The sequence below is a fragment of the Streptomyces sp. NPDC050738 genome, assembly GCF_040654175.1.
Classification (GTDB): Bacteria; Actinomycetota; Actinomycetes; order Streptomycetales; family Streptomycetaceae; genus Streptomyces.
Map to the genome: position 1 here is coordinate 506116 of NZ_JBFAHN010000002.1, position 16746 is coordinate 522861.

15 protein-coding genes are annotated in these 16746 nt (G+C 69.4%); 5 read left to right on the forward strand and 10 right to left on the reverse strand.

Annotation, left to right across the window (positions count from 1 at the left end; all coding sequences use genetic code 11):
- The first annotated feature begins 320 nt into the window (after nucleotides 1–320).
- Together AB0H78_RS06515 and AB0H78_RS06520 are read left to right on the forward strand one after the other, a co-directional pair.
- Nucleotides 321–416, forward strand: a complete 96-nt coding sequence (locus AB0H78_RS06515) for a putative leader peptide (protein WP_329126083.1) — start codon at nucleotides 321–323, stop codon at nucleotides 414–416.
- A 97-nt stretch (nucleotides 417–513) separates the two neighbouring features.
- Nucleotides 514–1941, forward strand: coding sequence for a sulfatase-like hydrolase/transferase (locus AB0H78_RS06520; RefSeq protein ID WP_363233125.1), 1428 nt, complete (start codon nucleotides 514–516; stop codon nucleotides 1939–1941).
- Nucleotides 1942–2140: 199 nt separating this feature from the next.
- Here AB0H78_RS06520 and AB0H78_RS06525 read toward each other — a convergent pair whose 3' ends face one another.
- Nucleotides 2141–3364, reverse strand: coding sequence for a restriction endonuclease (locus tag AB0H78_RS06525; RefSeq protein WP_363233126.1), 1224 nt, complete (start codon nucleotides 3362–3364; stop codon nucleotides 2141–2143).
- Nucleotides 3361–5202 (reverse strand): DUF4357 domain-containing protein, encoded by a 1842-nt coding sequence (locus tag AB0H78_RS06530; protein WP_363233127.1) that lies wholly within the window; start codon nucleotides 5200–5202, stop codon nucleotides 3361–3363. Before AB0H78_RS06530 ends, AB0H78_RS06525 begins: the two co-directional genes overlap by 4 nt.
- 322 nt (nucleotides 5203–5524) lie before the next feature.
- On the opposite strand from AB0H78_RS06530, the gene AB0H78_RS06535 reads away from it, so the two are divergent.
- On the forward strand, nucleotides 5525–6094 hold the full coding sequence (locus AB0H78_RS06535; protein ID WP_363233128.1) for a hypothetical protein: 570 nt from the start codon (nucleotides 5525–5527) through the stop codon (nucleotides 6092–6094).
- 206 nt (nucleotides 6095–6300) lie between these two features.
- Here the strand turns inward: AB0H78_RS06535 and AB0H78_RS06540 are convergent, their stop codons facing one another.
- The 6 genes from AB0H78_RS06540 to AB0H78_RS06565 all read right to left on the reverse strand — a co-directional run bounded on the left by AB0H78_RS06540 (nucleotide 6301) and on the right by AB0H78_RS06565 (nucleotide 13007).
- Nucleotides 6301–7428 carry a hypothetical protein gene (locus AB0H78_RS06540; RefSeq protein WP_363233129.1) on the reverse strand — a complete coding sequence of 376 codons (1128 nt, stop codon included), beginning with the start codon at nucleotides 7426–7428 and terminating at the stop codon, nucleotides 6301–6303.
- Nucleotides 7429–7506: 78 nt separating this feature from the next.
- Nucleotides 7507–8907 (reverse strand): dihydropyrimidinase, encoded by a 1401-nt coding sequence (hydA, locus tag AB0H78_RS06545; RefSeq protein WP_363233130.1) that lies wholly within the window; start codon nucleotides 8905–8907, stop codon nucleotides 7507–7509.
- A 46-nt stretch (nucleotides 8908–8953) separates the two neighbouring features.
- Complete coding sequence (locus AB0H78_RS06550) at nucleotides 8954–10240, reverse strand: aspartate aminotransferase family protein (RefSeq protein WP_363233131.1); 1287 nt, start codon at nucleotides 10238–10240, stop codon at nucleotides 8954–8956.
- Nucleotides 10237–11079, reverse strand: coding sequence for a nitrilase-related carbon-nitrogen hydrolase (locus AB0H78_RS06555; RefSeq protein ID WP_363233132.1), 843 nt, complete (start codon nucleotides 11077–11079; stop codon nucleotides 10237–10239). Before AB0H78_RS06555 ends, AB0H78_RS06550 begins: the two co-directional genes overlap by 4 nt.
- A 144-nt stretch (nucleotides 11080–11223) precedes the next feature.
- The gene (locus tag AB0H78_RS06560) at nucleotides 11224–12594 is read right to left on the reverse strand and encodes a hypothetical protein (protein WP_363233133.1); all 1371 of its coding nucleotides are present in this window, start codon (nucleotides 12592–12594) and stop codon (nucleotides 11224–11226) included.
- Between the two features lie 47 nt (nucleotides 12595–12641).
- The gene (locus AB0H78_RS06565; RefSeq protein WP_363233134.1) at nucleotides 12642–13007 is read right to left on the reverse strand and encodes a helix-turn-helix domain-containing protein; all 366 of its coding nucleotides are present in this window, start codon (nucleotides 13005–13007) and stop codon (nucleotides 12642–12644) included.
- A 132-nt stretch (nucleotides 13008–13139) separates the two neighbouring features.
- On the opposite strand from AB0H78_RS06565, the gene AB0H78_RS06570 reads away from it, so the two are divergent.
- A complete protein-coding gene (locus tag AB0H78_RS06570; RefSeq protein WP_363233135.1) occupies nucleotides 13140–13781 on the forward strand; it encodes an NAD(P)H-binding protein in 642 nt (213 codons plus the stop codon).
- A gap of 27 nt (nucleotides 13782–13808) precedes the next feature.
- Here the strand turns inward: AB0H78_RS06570 and AB0H78_RS06575 are convergent, their stop codons facing one another.
- Nucleotides 13809–14060, reverse strand: coding sequence for a helix-turn-helix transcriptional regulator (locus AB0H78_RS06575; protein ID WP_363233136.1), 252 nt, complete (start codon nucleotides 14058–14060; stop codon nucleotides 13809–13811).
- A 41-nt stretch (nucleotides 14061–14101) separates the two neighbouring features.
- On the opposite strand from AB0H78_RS06575, the gene map reads away from it, so the two are divergent.
- Nucleotides 14102–14869: a type I methionyl aminopeptidase gene (map, locus tag AB0H78_RS06580; protein WP_363233137.1), complete on the forward strand. Its 768-nt coding sequence runs from the start codon at nucleotides 14102–14104 to the stop codon at nucleotides 14867–14869.
- A gap of 1 nt (nucleotide 14870) precedes the next feature.
- Here map and ggt read toward each other — a convergent pair whose 3' ends face one another.
- Entirely contained in the window at nucleotides 14871–16679 is a 1809-nt protein-coding gene (gene ggt, locus AB0H78_RS06585) for a gamma-glutamyltransferase (RefSeq protein ID WP_363233138.1), read from the reverse strand.
- Nucleotides 16680–16746: the final 67 nt, after the last annotated feature.

Sequence of the window (16746 nt, forward strand, 5' to 3'; positions counted from 1 at the left end):
TCCTCCACAACCTTCACCGGAGGCCTGCCGAATACGCCGATCGCACTCTCGTCAAACGGGACACCCGCGCATCAAAGACGCGCGTCGCGAGTTCCCCGGATTGAATAGGTGCGAACTCTCGTGACTGCCCCGCGCATTCGGTGTGCAGGTTTCCGATCCACGGCGCCACGAGGATCGGAGCGCTCTACATCGAAGCGCTTCGATATGATTCTGCGCGACGTGACCCACCACCCCGTGAGGTGCTCCGACCAGCAGCCTGATGTCTTGTCCACCGGACGGGTGTTGACAATCCTGCTCAGCCCGCGCGAGTCTTCCGGATCATGCAGCCCCTCCGTGACCGTACGGTCACTCTTGTGGAGCGCCGCCACGTCGACCTGGTCCGTGTCGCGAGCGCCATCTGTCGCTGCGCCTCCTGAATCCACCCACTCCCCCTTTTTCCCGGGCCTCCCTCGGGCCCGCTTTCCGCATGGGTAGCCGGCGCCATCGCGCCGCTCCCTGCTCAGGAGCGCACGTATGTCTCTGCACGACGATCACAAGCCCCGCATCTCGCGCCGCACCTTCGGTGGCGCCGTCGGAGCCGGCGCGGCAGCAGCGGCCGTCGGCCTGCCCGCCACCGAAGCAGCAGCAAGCACCCACCCCGCACCGAAGGAGCGGCCGTTCCGAGCCGCACCCGACCGCCGCCCCTCGCGCCGCCCCAACATCCTGTTCATACTCGGCGACGACCTCGGCTGGGCCGACCTGTCCTCGTACGGATCGCCGCACATCAAGACCCCCAACTTGGACCGCCTGGCCCGGGAGGGCGTCAGATTCACCCACTCCTATGCGGGTTCGGCAACCTGCTCCCCCACCCGCTTCAGCCTCTACACCGGCCGCTACCCCGCCCGCACGAAGGGCGGACTCGCCGAGCCCATCGCGGACAGGACGGTGGGCCTCGACCCCACCCACCCCACCCTCGCGTCACTGCTGCGCGGCGTCGGCTACTCGACCGCGCTGATCGGCAAGTGGCACTGCGGCTACCTGCCGGACTACTCCCCCACCAAGTCCGGCTGGGACGAGTTCTTCGGGAACTTCGGCGGCGCACTGGAGTACTACTCCAAGCTGGGCCTCGGCGGCGAGTACGACCTCTACGAAGGGGACGCCGAACACAAGGACCTGCGCTACTACACGCGGATCCTCACCGAGCGGGCACGCGACTACCTGCACCGCGACCACGACCAGCCATGGCTCCTGAACCTCAACTTCACGACGCCGCACTGGCCTTGGATAGCCGACGGGGACACGGAGGAGAGCGCCGAGATCGTCCGTAGGGTCAAGGCCGGGGACAAGAGCGCGCTCTGGCACCAGGACGGAGGCTCGGTCGCGAAGTACACGGAGATGGTCGAGGACCTGGACCGCTCCATCGGCGAAGTCCTGCGCGCGCTCAAGGAATCCGGACAGGAGCAGGACACCCTGGTCTTCTTCGCCTCCGACAACGGCGGTGAGCGCTGGTCGTACCAGTGGCCCCTGTCGGGCGAGAAGGCCTCGCTCCAGGAGGGCGGTATCCGGGTTCCCGCGATCGTACGGTGGCCCGCACGACTGAACGGCCACCAGGTCAGCGACGTACCGCACTTCAGCCCCGACTGGACGGCAACACTCCTGGAACTCGCCGGCGCCCGCCCGCACCCGGCCTACCCGCTGGACGGCACGAGCCTGGCCGGATACCTGCTGAGGGACGAGGAGTTGAGCGAGCGCGACCTGTTCTGGCGGGTGCGCGGGGAGCGGGCGCTGCGCCGCGGGGACTGGAAGTACTACCAGGGCAAGAGCGGAAAGGACCAGCTCTTCAACCTCGCGGAAGACCAGCGCGAACTGGCCGACAAGGCGACCGACGAACCGAAGAAGCTGAGCGCACTGCGCGCCGCCTGGGAGCAGACGAACAGCGGCCTGCTGCCGTACCCGGCCTGACCGATCCCCTGAGGGGGTCGTCGGGGCCCAGGCTCTCCAGAGTGGACAACGGGAAGAGGCTGGTTTCTCGAGCGCGTCGCAGCTCTCCCGGAAGGTGTTCGCGAGGGCGAGCTGCGGCACGACGGTCTCCTCACGGCAGGACAGCGGACGACCGGCATCTCGATGCGGACATGCATGAACTTTTGCCCCCGCCGAGCGGTCATTGGCGTGTCCCGTGCACCATCTCCCTTACCAGCAGTCCCACTTCATCCAGGAGCCCTGCCGGTTCCTGGTCGAGGCCGAGGGCATGCTGATGCAGTACGGTTCCGGCCTGCCGCACTTGGTGCCGGGTGTGCGGGGCGTTGCCCTTCGCGTACACGAGATGTCCGGAGCCGAGCCCGAGGGCGGTGCAGTAGGCGAGCATCTGATAGAGGTCGGCGTCCGGATACCCGTCCGGTTTCCCCGCCTTGTACTTGGCGTCGGCGACGAGCAGGGGCTGCCCTCCGTCCCCGTACCAGACGAAGTCGGGCCGCATCCGGATCGCATCGTCCTCGTCGAGATGGACCCCCTTGGCCTGGAGGCTGCCGCGTCCCCCGTACGGCAGGAGCGCCTCGCACAGGGCGACGCACACGAAATCCTCGAAGAGCTTGTTCATGTCGAAGAGGAATCCGTCGATGCGCAGAGCCCCGGCCCGGTGTTCCGCCGACGCACCGTCGAGGATGGCTCGTGCGAGGTGAAGGGCTTGCCGGTAGCGGGAGTTGAGCCGGGTCGCGCGCCACGGTGGCAGTTCCTGCCCGCGCACCAGCGGTGCGACGTCCGCGAGCCGGGCCCGCTGATGCAGCAGCCGGACGCGTACGGTGCGCGGCACCCCCGGCACCCGCAGGAGCCGTTCGACGGCTGCGCGCAGCAGCCTATTCTCCGCGATGTCGGTGGTGAACTCGTCGTAAGCGATCTCGACGGGCAGCGCGGCGCCGAACCGCCGCCGGATCTGTTCGGCCTCGCGGATCCGCCCCCGTACGACGAGGGACGACTCCTCGGTGTGCCGGTAGCCCTGCAACAGGCCGCGCCCGAGGGCCCGTTCGACCTGTCGCTCGAAGGCGTACGCGAGGGCGGGCAGCAGCTCGCGGTGCTCGGCCACGTCGACATCGCCGTCGCGCCAGCCGCGCGGGTCGAGGCTGTAGCCGAGGAGGAAGAACAGCCGGCCGATAGCGACCTTCGGAGTGATCCGCAGGGTGATGGCCTCCTCCCCCGCCACCTCAAGGCGCACGGCTCCGACCTTGCTTCCGGCTTTCAGCGTCCACTTCCCGGCCACGTACGGATCGGGTGCGGCGTCGACGATCCGTGACGCGGCGAGCGCGCGCCCGACGGCATCGGGCAGTGGCCGGCTCACCGGCCGCGCATGCTCGACGAGCTCGATGACCGCGCCGTCGCTGCCGTCGCTCATGCTCCGGTCTCGCGCGCGTCCGGGGCAAGGTCGGGCAGGGCCGCACGGAGCGCGGCGAGCCCGTACTGCTTCTCGATGTCCCGGCCCTCCCCGTAGTGGTGCTCCTCGAGCAGGGGGAGGATCTTGGTCCGCCAGGTCCGCTCGATTCCGCCGTCCCGGTACACACCGGGCTTCATCAGATACGAGGGCCCGATCCTGAAGTCGGCCTCGTCGATGCGGGAGTTGAGCTCGTCGAGCAGGTCGGCAGGCTCGGAGTCTCTCCCCTCGTCGGCCAGCCATCGCCGCAGCAACCCGCTGGTCGGCTCGGTGCGCGGCGACAGTTCGACGAACGCGAACCGCCGTCGCATCGCCGCGTCGACGAGCGCGATGGAACGGTCGGCGGTGTTCATGGTGCCGATGACGAAGAGGTTGGGCGGAAGCGCGAAGTCGTCGCCCGAATACGTGAGCCGGACCGTCTTCCTGCGGTACTCGAGGAGGAAGTACAGCTCGCCGAAGACTTTCGCGAGATTGGCCCTGTTGATCTCGTCGATGATCAGGAAGTGCGGGATGTGCCGGTTTCCTTCACGCGAGGCCAGATCGGCCAGCTCCCGCAAAGGCCCTGCGGTCAGCCGGAACGCGACCTCGTGGGTCTCGGGATCCTCCTGCGGCCTGAACCCCTCGAAAAAGTCCTCGTACGAGTACGAGGGGTGGAACTGGACGAGCTTGACCTGCTCGGGCCCGCCCCCGAGGAACTCGGCGAGCTTCATGGCCAGATACGTCTTGCCCGTGCCGGGCGGGCCGTACAGCACGAGCTGTTTGTCGTCCCACAGGAGATCCCGCACTTCCCGCAGCCACGCCACATCGTGGACAAGCAGAGACTGCACCAACTCGGCGTCAGGAACGGGAAGTTCGAGCTCACGTCTGGCGACGATCGCGGGAAGTTCGAGGCTCGCGTCGCGGTCGGCGGCCTCGGCCTCCTCGATCAGATCGGCGTCGCTCATGCCCAGACCGTCGAGCAGGTCTTTCACCGTGGTCAGATCGACGACGTCGTGCTGAGTGGACAGCCGCTGCTGGAGCTCCTCCGGCAGCTTGTCGTAGGCGTACCCTTCGCCCTGCCACTGCACGGCGCGCCGCAGATTCGACCGCCCGTCCTCGGATTCGATCTGCTCGACGGCTCCCGTGATCTCGCCTACATACAGGATCCCGCCGGAGAGCGTGCACACCGTGTCGCCGGGCCTCATCCGGGCGATGAAGGAGTGGAACTCTTCGACCAGCTGCTTCTTCTGGTTGTACGTCGCCGCGGACTCGTAATCCTCCTCGACGGCGGCCCGTACCTGGTCCACGCTCGCGACCTGCCCGAACTCCTGCCGCAGGTGTTTGGCGGCGAGAGTGACGAGCTCCTCGGGCAGCCACATTCGCTGCACGAGGTCGAGCCCGGTGACGTTGGAGCCACGGACCAGCCAGGCCCGGCTCGGGCCCAGCCACAGGTTCTCGATGTAGTCGGAGAGCGGGTTCCCGTCCTCGGTCTTCCACTCGAGCCAGCCGTTGGCACTGCGTCCGACGAGGATTTCCGCGGCGGCGGAGGGCGAATTGCAGTCGATGTCCTCGAAAGTCTCGAGCCAGCCGGGCCAGGTCTCGGACTCCCGGATCACCCCCTCGGCGATCTTCCGCTCCCGCAGCCCGTACGCGGACGGCACCCGTACCGCGAACGAAGGCACCACCTCGGGCCGGACCGGCGACCCGGCCAGCACGATGAACTTCTGGCTTCCGTTCGTGCCCTTTTCCTTCAGGAGGCGACCGGCGGCCAAGGGCCCGTTGTTGGGCAGCCGCAGACGGAATTCGGGGTACTCGCCGGCCATTGCTCTCCTCGTTCGGTGCGCGGCCTGGTCGCCGTCGATCTCACATTACGTTCGTGTCGTGGCCGACAGGCCGAAGGACGGCGGCCTCGACGGACGCCCGCGGATCACGGGCGCGACCCCCGGCAGCGTGGTGAGGCAATGGAGGCCGAGGAAGTGACGCATCGTAGAGTTCTGACCAAGGCAGGATGTCGCCGGGCAAGGGGGAAGCGTGGAGAGCAGGTCGACGACCGTCAGAACGCCGAACGTGGAGGACCTCCTGAGGGCAGCGTCCCTCACCACCTCTGAACTCGCCGCAACAGTAGGCGGGTTCGAAGGGGATGTGATGAGCATGGTGCGCTCGTCCATCCACACCGCCGGGCGGGTATTCGCCGAACTCGACGCGTGCGATGCGGCCATCGACAAGGCCGCGGAGAGCGCAGCGAATGTGGCGGACCGACTGCAGGCAGCGGTGGCCGCCGAGAACTCGGACGCGGTATCCGCGGAGTTGTCGAAGCTCAAGGAATTGATAGCGGAGGTGCGCCGTTTCGATGAGCCTCGACGCCTGATGAACCGCGTGCTCGGCCGTGCCGAGACCGAGCCCCATCGCTACGGGCAGGTCCCGAAGCTCACCTTGGCCGACCTTCCCGACCTTCCGTCCTCGTACAGCGACGGGGAGTTCGACGACCTCATGGCCATGGCGCAACGGGAAGCGGAGCTCGCCCCACGGCTCGCGGCGGCGCACGCCGAGCGGATCGCCAGGACGGGCCGGCACTTGGAGGCCGTGGTCCAGCAGCTCGCACAGACCGGCTTCGCGGATAGGGAGTTCACGCGGGCCATGGCTCGTGAGGCCGAGATCGCCTCCGGACTGTGGCATACCTGCCTGCTGCAACGGATGATTCGAGATCGGCTCTAGTCACCTCGGCCCACACAGCCTTGCCGCCCGGCGGATACGGTTCCACGCTCCAGCGGTCGGCGAGCGCGTCGTCATCGACCTGAGTCAGTAAGCCCAATGCGTGGAACTCCTCGCTCAGTTCCCCGCACGCACGTTGTACAGGCAGCGGAGCCACCAGGACCTTCTGCGTCGGATGCTGCCCTCTGCGGCGCCCGGCCCATGTGTGGTCATGGGCGTCGAGCTGCCGCTGGCGCCGTGAGCGCCCGGCTCTGGAGAGCACCGAGGACCCACGGGAGGTCCTTGCGGTCGGCGGTGATGAACACCGGAACGCCGTTGTCCTCGCATTCCAGGACGAGGGGTTTCGTCTTCTTGTCGGCCAGGCCGGCACCCGGATCTGTCCAGTACTCAGGGCGGACGCGGACCGGGGCGAGGCTGGGTGGGAGCTGACGGTGGAGGAGGGCTCCAGCGGGTTCGATCGACACGGCAAGAAAACCGGGGCCGGCGACGAGGGGTGCGCCATGGCTCGCGTAGGGGATCTCACCTCGTACGGCACCTGCGAAGACCCGTTCCCCGGTGGGCACCAGTGGTTCCATGGCCACCGTGTCATCCCCACGCTGCCGCCACCAGGCGATCAGTCCGATCATCGGGCTGACCACGAGCATCACCAGGGCACTGGCGCCGGTGACCAACCATGCCGCCCCCATACTGCCGGCAGTCATCGCCGCGAAGCCGGCAACGCCCGCGACCACCCCGCAGCCAAGCATCGGCACCCAGAGCTGCCAGGGCGACCGGCGCCGGGACAGGTGGGAGAGTTTGGCCCACCAGAGCCAGCTCCACATCCCGTACAGGCCCATGATCCCGGCGGGCAGCCCCCATGCCATGGGCGCCCCGTAGTCGTCGCGTGGATCTGCCTGGGAGTATTTACGGCCGCTTGGGTAGTCGGCGAACCTGGCCTGGCCTCGCCAGTAGGTCAACTCGATGTCCTGTCCGACCGAGGCCACCGGGGCTTCCGCCGGGCTGCCCGAGAAGGTCACTCCTCTGCGCTGTCCGCCCGCCTCGACAAAGACGAGCTGGTAGTAGTCGTTCCCCTTCGGCTTGTCGTGCGTGGTGATCTCGGCGACGGTCCCTGGGACGGAGCGCAAGCAGTCGTCCCCGCCGTGCGCTGCACACGGCCGCGCGGCGTTGAAGTCCCGGCCCTCGTCGAACCGGGAGGGGGCCACGATCAGCAGCAGCACCGCTGACACGGCCAAGGCGAGGCAGCCGAGTGTCGCGGAGGCATAGATCCCTGCCCGGTTCCGACGACGCGACGTGCCGGAATTGTCGATGATGACCACCCGCACATTCTGCCTCAGCATGCACGTCGGACTCGTCGCGCTCTTCGACATAGTCGGCGACCTCACACTCAGCCCCACCAGCTGAAACGCCGGCCACTGTCAGTCGAGATACTGGCTGGTGGCACGCGGGAGGAACTTGCCGTGCCCGGCCCGTCCCTTGTACTCGCCAGCCTCGATGATCACCTCGCCGCGCGACAGGACCGTCTCCACCCGGCCCGTGACCCGCTTGCCCTCGTACGCCGAGTAGTCGACGTTCATGTGATGCGTCTCGGCCGAGATGACCTGCTCGGCGGCCGGATCGTAGATCACGACATCCGCGTCGGCACCCGGCGCGATCGTGCCCTTCTTGCCGTACAAGCCGAACATCCTGGCCGGCGCGGCGCACGCGATCTCGATCCACCGGCGGCGGGTGATGTGTCCGTCGACCACACCCTGGTGGAGCAGATCCATGCGGTTCTCCACCCCCGGCATCCCGTTGGGGATCTTGGAGAAGTCGCCGCGACCCAGGTCCTTCTGGCCCGTGAAGCAGAACGGGCAGTGGTCCGTGGAGACCACCTGAAGGTCGTTCGTGCGCAGGCCGCGCCACAGGTGCGCCTGGTGCTCCTTGGGGCGAAGTGGCGTGCTGCAGACGTACTTCGAGCCCTCGAAGTCCGGCTCCGCCAAGTTGTCCGTCGACAGGAAGAGGTACTGCGGGCACGTCTCACCGAAGACCGGCAGGCCCTCGTCGCGGGCCCGGGAGATCTCGGCCAGGGCCTCCATCGCCGATACGTGGACCACGTAGACCGGCGCCCCCGCCACCTGCGCAAGCTTGATCACCCGATGCGTCGCCTCGGCCTCCAGGAGCGCCTTGCGCACCTCGCCGTGGTAGCGCGGATCGGTCTCGCCGCGGGCCAGCGCCTGTTCCACGAGCACGTCGATCGCCATGCCGTTCTCCGCGTGCATCATGATCAGGCCGCCGTTCGCGGCGCCCTTCTGCATCGCGCGCAGGATCTGGCCGTCGTCGCTGTAGAAGACACCGGGGTAGGCCGTGAAGAGCTTGAACGAGCTGATCCCTTCGCCGACCAGCAGGTCCATCTCTTTCAGCGTCGACTCGTTGACGTCCGACATGATCATGTGGAAGCCGTAGTCGATCGCACAGTTGCCCTGGGCCTTCGCGTGCCAGGTGTCCAGGCCCTCGCGCAGCGAGCCGCCGACGCTCTGGACCGCGAAGTCGACGATCGTGGTAGTGCCGCCCCACGCCGCCGCCCGCGACCCCGTCTCGAAAGTGTCGGACGCGAACGTCCCGCCGAACGGGAGCTCCATGTGGGTGTGGGCGTCCACGCCGCCCGGGATGACGTACTTGCCCGTCGCGTCGAGGGTGCGCTCCGCGGTCCAGGCCGCGGCGGGCTCGCTGCCGTGGGCGGCGAGGGCGGCGATCGTGCCGTCCTCGATCAGGACGTCGGCGTGGATCTCGTCGGCGGCGGTGATGACCAGTCCGCCCCGGATGACCGTACGGCTCATGCTTCCTCTCCCTGCTCTCTCCGTGAGCGCTTCCTCCGTGAGCGGCTCAGCACAGCGTGCGCAGCGCCTGCTCGATTACGGCGGCGCCTTCCTCGGCCTCCGCAACCGTCAGCGTCATCGGGGGTGCGATGCGCAGCACGCTGGTGTTGTGGCCGCCTCCCTTGCCGATGAGGAGTCCGCCTTCGCGGGCGGCTTCCAGGACGGCCGCTGCCGCCGCAGGGTTCGCCTCGTCTGTGCCCGGCTGCACCAGCTCGATGCCGATCATCAGGCCGTGGCCGCGTACTTCCCGTACGAAAGGAGACTGCGCGGCGATCGCCCGCAGCCGCTCCGTGAGCAGTCCGCCGACCCTGCGGGCGTTGCCCTGGAGGTCGTGTTCGAGGAGGTACGTGAGGTTCGCGAGGCCGGCCGCCATGGTGACCGGGGAGCCGCCGAAGGTCGAAATGGAGTTGGCGTCAAGGCAGTTCATGACTTCGGCGCGGGCCACGACGCCGCCGATCGACATGCCGTTGCCGATGCCCTTGGCAAAGGTGAGGAGGTCGGGCGGGCCCTTATCGCCGTGGGCCTGCCAGCCCCAGAAGTGGTCGCCGGTGCGGCCCCAGCCGGTCTGTACCTCGTCCGCGATCCAGAGGATGCCGTGCCGGTCGAGGACTTCGCGGAAGGCGGCGTACAGGCCGTCGGGCGGTGCGGTGAAGCCGCCGACGCCCTGGATCGGCTCGGCGATGAGAGCGGCGACGTCGCGGGTGTGGCCCAAGAGGTCTTCCAGGTCGGCGACGCAGGCCGCGATGAACTCGCCGTCGCTCAGGTGCGCGTACGGTCCGCGGCTGCGGACCCCTCCGTGGACGTACAGCGTCTGCAGTGGAGTGAGGCTCGTGGGCGACCAGCCCCTGTTGCCCGTGATGCCCACGGTCGTGAAGGACCGGCCGTGGTAGCTGTTGCGCATCGCGAGGATCTGGTTCGAGTTGCGGTACGCGGTCGCCAGCAGGAGGGCGGTGTCGTTCGCCTCCGTGCCCGAGGTGGTGAAGAAGACCCGGGCGTCGGGGATGCCGGACAACGCGGCGATGCGTTCGGCCAGTTCGACCATCGGGCGGTTGAGGTAGAGCGTCGACGAGTGGATGATCCGGCCGGCCTGCTCGGCCACCGCCTTGGTGACCTCGGGGAGCGCGTGCGCGGTCATCGTGGTGAGGATGCCGCCGAAGAAGTCGAGGTATTTGCGGCCCTCGGCGTCCCAGACGTGGCGGCCCTCGCCGTGGGTGATCTCAAGGGGGCGGTCGTAGTAGAGCGCGAGCCAGTCCGGCAGAACTGCCTTGTGGCGGTCGTGGAGTTGATCGGTCACGGCTGCACCAGCCCCTCGTACGCGTCGGGTCGGCGGTCCCGGTAGAACGCCCACTGCTGGCGTACTTCCTCGATCAGGTCCATGTCGAGATCCCTGACGACAAGTTCTTCCTCCTTGTCGGAGGCGACGTCGCCGACGAACTGGCCGCGCGGGTCGACGAAGTAGCTCGTGCCGTAGAAGTCGTTGTCGCCGTACTCTTCCTGCCCGACCCGGTTGATCGCAGCGATGTAGTACTCGTTGGCGACGGCGGCCGCGGGCTGTTCCAGCTGCCAGAGGTAGGAGGAGAGACCGCGCGAGGTGGCGGACGGGTTGTAGACGATCTGGGCGCCGTTCAGGCCGAGTTGGCGCCAGCCCTCGGGGAAGTGGCGGTCGTAGCAGATGTAGACGCCGACCTTGCCGACCGCCGTGTCGAAGACGGGCCAGCCCCCATTGCCCGGCTTGAAGTAGTACTTCTCCCAGAAGCCCTTGACCTGGGGGATGTGGTGCTTGCGGTACTTGCCGAGGTACGTGCCGTCGGCGTCGATCACCGCCGCGGTGTTGTAGTAGACCCCGGGCTGCTCCTCCTCGTAGACCGGGACGACGATCACCATCGAGGTCTCGCGGGCGAGGGCCTGCATCCGCTGGACGGTCGGCCCGTCCGGGACCGCCTCCGCCCAGCGGTAGTGCTCGGGCTCCTGTACCTGGCAGAAGTAGGGGGCGTTGAAGACTTCCTGGAAGCCGATGATCTGCGCACCCTGCCGGGCCGCCTCCCGGGCATGCTCCTCATGCTTGGCGATCATGGACTCAGCGTCGCCCGTCCAGGTTGCCTGGACGAGTGCGGCCCGTACGACCTTGGCCATGACTTGCTCCCTTACACAGGACGTCAGAGACCTTCTACGCCCGTAGACTCCAGGGCGTTGCAGGAGAACGTAAGCCCCCGTACCGGGCAGGGCAAGACCATCGCCGTCAACAGGCCGAGTCGATCATGTTTCGCACCGATTCGATCAGTTGGCGAAGCCGGCCACCCTCAAGGCGTGCAGTACGTCGCGCTCCCTGGACGCCGAGACCCCGGCCGCGGCCGCGAGCAGTTTCGGTACGAGACCGACGGGGTCCCCTTCCGCGATCCGGGCCGACTCCTCCGGTGTCCGCACCTGGACGAAGGCGTCGAGCAGCGCATCCGCCTCCCACCCGCGCCCCGCGTCGCCGAGCTCCAGGACGGCGTCGGCGATCTCGTCGGCGGACCTGGACACCCCCTGACGCAGCAGCTGACCGGAGTCCTGGGTACGGCCGGCCGCAGCCAACGCGCCTGCGGCCGAAGCGAGTTGGCCGGGCGGCAGCGAAGCCACCTCCCAGAGCAGGCTCGCCCAGTCGGCGGCGAGCCCGGCGCGGTGCAGTTCCTCGGCCAGTACGGGCAGCTGCCCCGGATCCCTGCCCGCGGCCTCGCACAGCACCCCGTGCGCCTCGCCGCTGCGCCCCTCGGCCCGCAGCCGGAGCAGCAGGCCCACGGTCTCCGCGGCGGCCCGCCGGGCTGCCGCGCCTTGCTGCGGCCGCGCCCCATCCGGCTCCGCCCGTCCCTCGCGCACTGCCCGCCCCTCGCGCACCGTCCGCTCCTCGCGTGCCCCGCCCCCGAACCGCGCCCCGCGCGGCACCGCGGCGGGGGCCTGGTCCGTGGGCGGCATGGGCAGGGCGGGCGCGGGCATGGCGCCCTCGTCGTCCTCGATCCCGGCGAACCGTGCGCCGCGCGGCCGACGTCGGGGCTTCGGCTCGGCCTCGACCGGCGCAGGGGGCCGCTCCTCCGTACGTACGGACACCGCACCACCCCCGCCGTCCCTGAACCACCCCTCAGGCACGGCGAGTCGAGGCTCCACGGCAGCATCCGTCACCGCCAGCCGAACCCTGAGCTCCTCACAGCGGGCCCCCGCCCGACGTCCGTCGTCGCGCACCCAGGCCAGCTCGTCACCGATCCGCCGAGCCTCTGCCCCGTCGGCCGCATCGCGCAGCAGTTGCGCGAGCTGCTGCTCGCGCCCGGCCACGTGCCCCCGTTCGGCGCGCATCATCTCCAGGCGCTCGGCCACCGCGTCGCGCCCGCCGGGACGCCGGTCGTACGCCGCCGCCGAGGCGCCGTGCAGCGTCCGGGCCCGCACTGTCTCGCCTTCGGCGAAAGCAGGGCCGCGCACCTGGGACAGGTCCTGCAGAAGCGAGGCGACCACATCCCAGGGCGGGACCTCCCGGCCGTCGAAACAGGCCCGCATCCCCTCGGGATCGCGTTGCCAGAACACTCCGTACCAGCCGCTGCCGCGGTCGAGGAGCGCCGCGAGTTCCCGCAGGTACCGTGCGAACGTCCCGACCTCAGCCGGGAGTTGACCCACTGCCATGGTCGTATTCGAGCGCAGCTGTGTTACGTCCGCGCTACGCCGCGTTTTCAGGAACGGTACGCTCCGCGCGCCTCGGCGATCTCCGGCGCATGTTCGCGCGCCCACGCACAGGCCCCGTCGAGGGGGCCGATCAGCGAGCGCCCCAGCAAGGTGAGTTCGTACGTGACGCGCGGCGGCCTCTCGTCGTGGACCGTACGCGTGAGAAACCCGTCGCGCTCCATCGCCCGCAGCGTCTCGGTGAGCACCTTGGGCGTGACCCAGTGCAGCGGGACCCGCAGCTCGGAGAAGCGGCGCGGCCCCGCGTCCAGGCAGCGCAGCACCCAGCCGGTCCATTTGTCCCCGACCCGGAAGGGCATGGGCCGGTCCCCACAGCCGGGGCCGGGGAACATATCCGCGCTCAACGGCTCTGTCATGCACCCCACTTTAGGCAGCCCCGCAGCCCCGCAGCCGCGAAGCCCCCCAGTACCTTTGCAGATACCGGCACCCCCCGTTCTACGGTCGCTGACATCACAGCAGGCCATCCACGGACACACCAGGGGGTTCCCATGGGCAGCATCGTCGTCTTCGGCGCAGGCGGCCGCGTCGGCCGGGCAGCGACCGCGGAGGCCGTCGGCCGCGGTCACACGGTCACCGCGGTCGTCCGCGATCCGCGCAGGCACGCGGATCTGGCGGGTCCCGGCATCACGGTCGTACGGGGGGACGCGACGGACGCCGCATCGGTGGCGGGCGCCGCAGCGGGCCACGACGCGGCGATCAACGCTTCGGTACGGCTCGACATCCCGTCCCAGGACTATTTCGTCGCAGCGGCCCAGGCCCTGATCGAAGGGCTCGGCAAGGCAGGCGTGCGCCGCCTCGTCGTCATCGGCATCGCGACCACCCTGCAGACCGCTCCGGGGGTGCGGGTCATGGACGACCCGTCCTTCCCCGAGGAGCACCGCGCCTTCTCGCAGGGGCATGTGGCCGAGTTCGAGACGCTCGCCGCAGCCGGTCCCGATCTTGACTGGCTGATGGTGGTCCCGCCGATGAACCTCGACCCCGAGGGCCCGAGGACCGGCGGCTACCGCATGGCCGACGGCACGGTCCTGGACGGTACGGGGCACATCGCGCACCCGGACCTGGCGATCGCCCTGCTCGACGAGATCGACGAGCCGCGCCACCACCGCATCCAGCTGGCGGTCGCGGACTGAGCAGTGCGACCGGTCACACGGACCAGGTCACACGGGCACCAGCGCACACCGGATCACGATGTCGTCCATCGACAGACCGAGCGCACGGGCCAGCGCGGAGATCGTGAAGAACGCGGGCGTGGGCGCGCGCCCGGTCTCGATCTTGCGGAGGGTTTCGTCAGAGATCCCGGCGCTCGCCGCCACCTCGGCCATGGAGCGCGCACCGCGCGCCTCGCGGAGCAGCTGACCCAGGCGGGCGCCGCGTTCACGTTCTTCGGGGGTGAGCGGAGTACGTACCATGCCGTTATTCTAATACCAGTCCGACCGGTATAGTAATTGGCATGGTCGAACTGAAAACAGCCACACATGTCGATGCCATGCGCGAGGCCGGCCGGGTCGTCGCCCAGGCTCTCACCGCCGTACGCGAAGCCGCCGCGGTCGGCGTCTCCCTCCGCCGCCTCGACGAGGTGGCGCACGCCGTCCTCCGCGAGGCGGGCGCCGGCTCCCCCTTCCTGAACTACCACCCGGCCTTCGCGCCGATGCCCTTCCCCGCCGTCCTCTGCACCTCGGTCAACGACGCGATCGTGCACGGCATCCCCACCGACTACCGGCTGCGCGACGGCGATCTGCTCAGCGCCGACTTCGGGGCGAAGCTGAACGGCTGGGTGGGCGACTCGGCCATCAGCTTCACCGTCGGCCGTGCGCGGAACGCCGACACCCGGCTGGTCGACACCGCCTTCGAGGCCCTTGAAGCGGGCATCGCCGCGGCCGTCGTCGGCAATCGCATCGGCGACATCTCCCACGCCATCGGCCGGGTCTGCCGCGGCGCCGGATACGGCATCCCGGCCGGCTTCGGCGGGCACGGCATCGGACGCTCCATGCACGAGGACCCCGGCGTCCCGAACGAGGGCCGCCCCGGCCGCGGCATGCCGCTGCGCCCCGGCATGGTCATCGCCATCGAGCCGATGCTGATCGCGAGCGGCAAGGACGCGTACTACGAGGCGCAGGACGGCTGGACCCTGCGCACCTCGGACGGCAGCCGTGCCGCGCACGCCGAGCACACGGTGGCCGTCACCGAGGACGGCCCCCGCATCCTCACCGCGCTCTGACTCAGCCGCGCCCGCTCGGGGAGGGCGACACCACCATCGCCGAGCCGCCGCCCCTGCGCACCGTCTCGGCCGCCGCGAGCCACCGCCCGTCCGGGAGCCGCTGCACTCCGGTGGCCGCCCCGATCTCCGGATTCAGCACAAAGGTGTGGCCGAGCGCTTCGAGCTGCGCCCTCAACGGACTGTTGTACAGGGCGGGTTCGAGCTCGGTGTTCGCCCCATTCCGATTGCTGGCCCTGGGCGCCGCGATCGCGTCGACCAGCGGCAGCCCGCGGTCCAGGTGGCCCAGGAGCGTCTGCAGCACGGTCGTGATGATCGTCGCGCCACCCGGGGAGCCGGCCGCGAGGACCGGCTTCCCGTGCTGCAGCACGATCGTCGGGGAGATCGAGGAGCGCGGCCGCTTGCCGGGGCCCGGCAGGTTCGGGTCGTGGACCGTCGGGCTCGCGGGGGCGAAGGAGAAGTCGGTGAGTTCATTGTTGAGCAGGAAACCGCGCCCCGGCACCGTGATGCCGCTGCCGCCCGTCTGCTCGATGGTCAGCGTGTAGGCGACGACGTTGCCCCACTTGTCGGCGACGGTGAGGTGCGTCGTGTTCTCGCCCTCGTACGTCGTCGGGGCAGCGGCCCCGCTGCTCGCGCACGCCGCCGGATGCGACGGGTCCCCCGGCGCGAGCGGGCTCTTCAGTACGGCGTCGTCCTTGATCAGGCACGCCCGCGAGTCGGCGAACCGCTGCGAGAGGAGCCCCTTCGTCGGTACGGACTCGAAGGCCGGGTCCCCCACCCAGCGCCCCCGGTCGGCGAAGGCGATCCGGCTCGCCTCGATGTAGTGGTGCAGATACTGCACCTGGGACGCCTTCGAAAGGTCGGTCCGCTCAAGGATGTTGAGGGCCTCGCCCACGCTGGTGCCACCCGAGGAGGACGGCGCCATGCCGTACACATCGAGCCCCCGGTAGTTGACCCGCGTCGGGGACTGGATCTTCGCCTCGTACGCCCGCAGGTCCTTCTCCGTCAGATCGCCGGGGCGCGCCACACGCGTGGAGCCCGCGGCCACGGGAGGTTTCCGTACGGTACGGACGATGTCCTCGCCGAGATCACCGTGGTAGATCGCACCGACCCCCTTGCGCCCCAACTCCTCATACGTGCGCGCCAGATCGGGGTTCTTGAAGGTGGACCCCACCACCGGCAGCTGCCCGCCCGGCAGGAAGAGCTTGGCCGTCGCGGGGAAGTCCGCGAACCGCGCCTGGTTCCCGGCGGTCTGGGTGCGGAAGGTGTCGTCGACGGTGAACCCGTCCCTGGCGATGCGCTCGGCCGGCTTCAGCACCGACTTCAGGGACTTGCTGCCCCACGTGTCGAGCGCGGTGTCCCAGGTCGCGGGTGTGCCCGGGGTGCCCACGCCGAGACCGCTGGTCACCGCGTCGGCGAAGGCGAGGGGCTTGCCGTTCTCCAGGAAGAGCGAGGAGGTGGCGGACTTCGGGGCCGTCTCACGGCCGTCGATGGTGTGCACGGTGCGGGACTTGGCGTCGTAGTAGACGAAATACCCGCCTCCGCCCACTCCCGCCGAGTACGGCTCGGTGACGCCGAGGGCGGCCGCCGTGGCCACGGCGGCATCCACCGCGTTGCCGCCCTTGCGCAGCACCTCGATACCGGCGGCCGACGCGTCCGTGTCGACGCTGGACACCGCTCCCCCGTAGCCGACCGCAACAGGCGCCTTGACCGGCGGACTTGGCGTCGCGGATGGCGGGGACGCCGCTCCCAGCGAGACCGCCGTGGCGGTGACGGCGAGGAGCGAGAGCTTCCGTGCGGTGGCGCGACGCATCAAGAGACCTCCATACGACGGACGTCCGCGCAGCGTAGTCCTCGCACCGACGGTTCGTCATGAGCAC